Consider the following 2,438-nt stretch of genomic DNA (forward strand, 5'->3'; position numbering starts at 1 on the left):
GGCTGGCCACCCGCTACGACAAAACCCCCGAAAGCTACGAAGCCGGACTCCACCTGCGCGCAGCCATCATCTGGCTGCGCAGCCTCCCAGCCCCCTCATGATCTGAACTACGAACAGGCCCTAAGGCGATCGTCTCCAGCACCCGGGCCCGCGTACGGCCGAGAAGAGCGGCGATCGCCTTCTCCCGGTCGGCGGGTGCCTCGCGCGAGGCCACCGACCACCGGCTCACATTGGCGACCGGATACGTCAGGACCGGCGGCAACTCGGGATCGAGCAGGGTGACCGGTGGCCCCCAGCAGAAGACGGACGGTTGCAGGATCAGCCCGCGGCCGTCCAGGTAGATGTCGTGATCGGCAGGGTAGTCCAGTTCCAGGACAGGGAAACTCCACCGCGCCGACGGATGAATATCGCCGAGCACCTCCGGCCAGCCGCCCTCGGCGAGTGCCTTGCAGCGCAGCGACTGGTCATGCCGGACCTCGGCGCTGATGCGATCCCAGTCAGGAGCCAGGCAGACCCTGGCGTATTCGGTCACGGCGTCGGCCAGCCTGCCGAGTGTCTCCGGGCGACCCGCGGCCAGACCTCCGACCCAGCCGGGGACGTGGCGGTCAGGATGCCGGACGGTCAACTCCACCAGATCGTCGCGCAGTCGCGTACGGCAGGTGCCGCGCAACGCCTCCGAGCCCGCCTCCAGCGTTCCCGACGCCGTGACGGGAGTGAGGAAGTCGACGGCGTAACCGGACGGCGGCACCAGATCGGTCAGCATTCGAGCCGAATCGGGGACCCGCGGCCCGACCCGCCGCCGCCACGGCCCGAACACCGCCGAGCCCTGCGGGCGCCGTAGCCGGTACAGGCTGAGGAGCAGTTCCCACATCGCATCCGGCCCTGCCGCCAGCCGCGTACGCGGCAGGTCCTCACCGGTGAAATGGATCCTCAGCATCGCCACCCCGTAGACGCCAAGCAACGAGAACCACACCATTCTCAGAATCGCATGACTGGTTGTCAATGGAGTTTAACTCTGCCCGTCCGGCGTTCTTAGATCTTCCTGCTGGACGGGCCACCGGGTTGAACTTGATCCACTTATGAAACGATCAACGGTAACACCGCTGAATGCCGTCCAGTGAAGCCGAACGAGCAAAATTATTGATCTTGCGGGGGTGATCAGCGATCTGCTTACGACATCATTTGGCTTTGTGGTGAAGAGCGAGGGTTGTCTGGACGATGGCGCTCAGGCGGCCAGGAGGCCAGGCCGTCGGGCGGTCGGGCCGTCGGGCGGTCGGGAGGTCGGGAGGTCAGGGGGCAGGGGGTCGGGAGGTCAGGCCGTCGGGTGGAGGCTGGCCGGGTGAGCAGCGGGCCTTCTGCAGAATGTGCCGGCACTTGAGCGTTGCGGAGCTCTGCTCGCCGAGCGCTCGGATCTTGGTGTGGTAGCGGTTGAACAGCTTCTGCGTTGCCGAGTTTGCGGGCGCTTCGTCTGTCTGTAGGGGGCCGATCGCGCCGCGACACCGATCTAGGTCTTGGGGGTGTGGGAAGCGATCGCGTGACTGGTGAGGGCGACGCTGATGCCGTGCGTGCGGGCGGCGGGCAGACCGTTTGGCGAGCCGTCCGGCGCCGGCGAGGCTCAGATCAGCTCGCTGTTCGGGTCGGTCAGGAACTGGATGTTCACGCCGTGCAGGCGAAGCTTGGTTGAGCGGGGCGGCCGGGCGCCGGTGCCAGTGAGCCGGTCGATAAGGCCAGTGAGTCGGTGGATCGGCGTAACCATGCCGTCCAGGATGAGGTAGGTCTTGCGGGCAGCGATCTGCGGTGCTCGGACAGGCCAGGGCCGGTTCGGCGAGCAGCAATGATCCTTCGGTGCCGGCGGATGGCGGTGGCCTCACCGATGCTGAATGCGGCAGCCAGAGGCGGGAAGTCTCGTTGCGGCGCAGATGCACCGGGGTTAGCAGCGGACGACCGGCAGCACCCGGCACCGGGAGTCGATCGAACGGCGTGGCGGTTGATCAGATCGGCGACGGATTTCGCAGACCGCGGGCTGGCGGCGTATCCGGCGCAGCACGGTAGAACAACTTAGAAGCTCCGGGCAGGGCTTTCTTTCGGGCGCGATCCGACGGGTTGTGTTCTGAGGCTCGCTGTTCTTGGTTCTGGGGTGTTTGTTCGGGTGGTGGGGGCGGCGCTGCGTACGGGGCAGGCTCCGCCTGCCCTCTGCCCGACGCGCCGCCCCCACCACCAGCCAGGAAAGATCGTCGTGTCACGTCCAAGAAACACAAAGGCCATGGCCGTCGTCGAATTCCAAGGAAGCGGGAGTTCGTCTAACCGAAGGGTGACAGTGACCCTTTTTCATCCTCGGGTGAGTTCGTAGTTCTGTAGGACGGCGATGGCCTTGACCAGGTGGCCGGCCTTGCTGGGGCTGCAGCGGAGCTTGCGGAGGATTCGCCATGATTTGAGCT

Annotated in this window: 2 protein-coding genes and 1 pseudogene; all 3 read right to left on the bottom strand. The window is 66.1% G+C overall.

Annotated elements, in window-relative coordinates; translation table 11 throughout:
* Positions 1–34 precede the first annotated feature (34 nt).
* On the bottom strand, positions 35–937 hold the full coding sequence (locus SM418_RS37865; protein WP_371946466.1) for a transcriptional regulator: 903 nt from the start codon (positions 935–937) through the stop codon (positions 35–37).
* A 678-nt stretch (positions 938–1,615) separates the two neighbouring features.
* Positions 1,616–1,756 carry a hypothetical protein gene (locus tag SM418_RS37870; protein WP_371946467.1) on the bottom strand — a complete coding sequence of 47 codons (141 nt, stop codon included), beginning with the start codon at positions 1,754–1,756 and terminating at the stop codon, positions 1,616–1,618.
* A gap of 572 nt (positions 1,757–2,328) precedes the next feature.
* Positions 2,329–2,438: pseudogene (locus tag SM418_RS37875) on the bottom strand (IS5/IS1182 family transposase); the annotation flags it as partial.

The sequence above is a fragment of the Actinomadura chokoriensis genome (genome assembly GCF_041463665.1).
Taxonomy (GTDB): domain Bacteria; phylum Actinomycetota; class Actinomycetes; order Streptosporangiales; family Streptosporangiaceae; genus Spirillospora; species Spirillospora chokoriensis_A.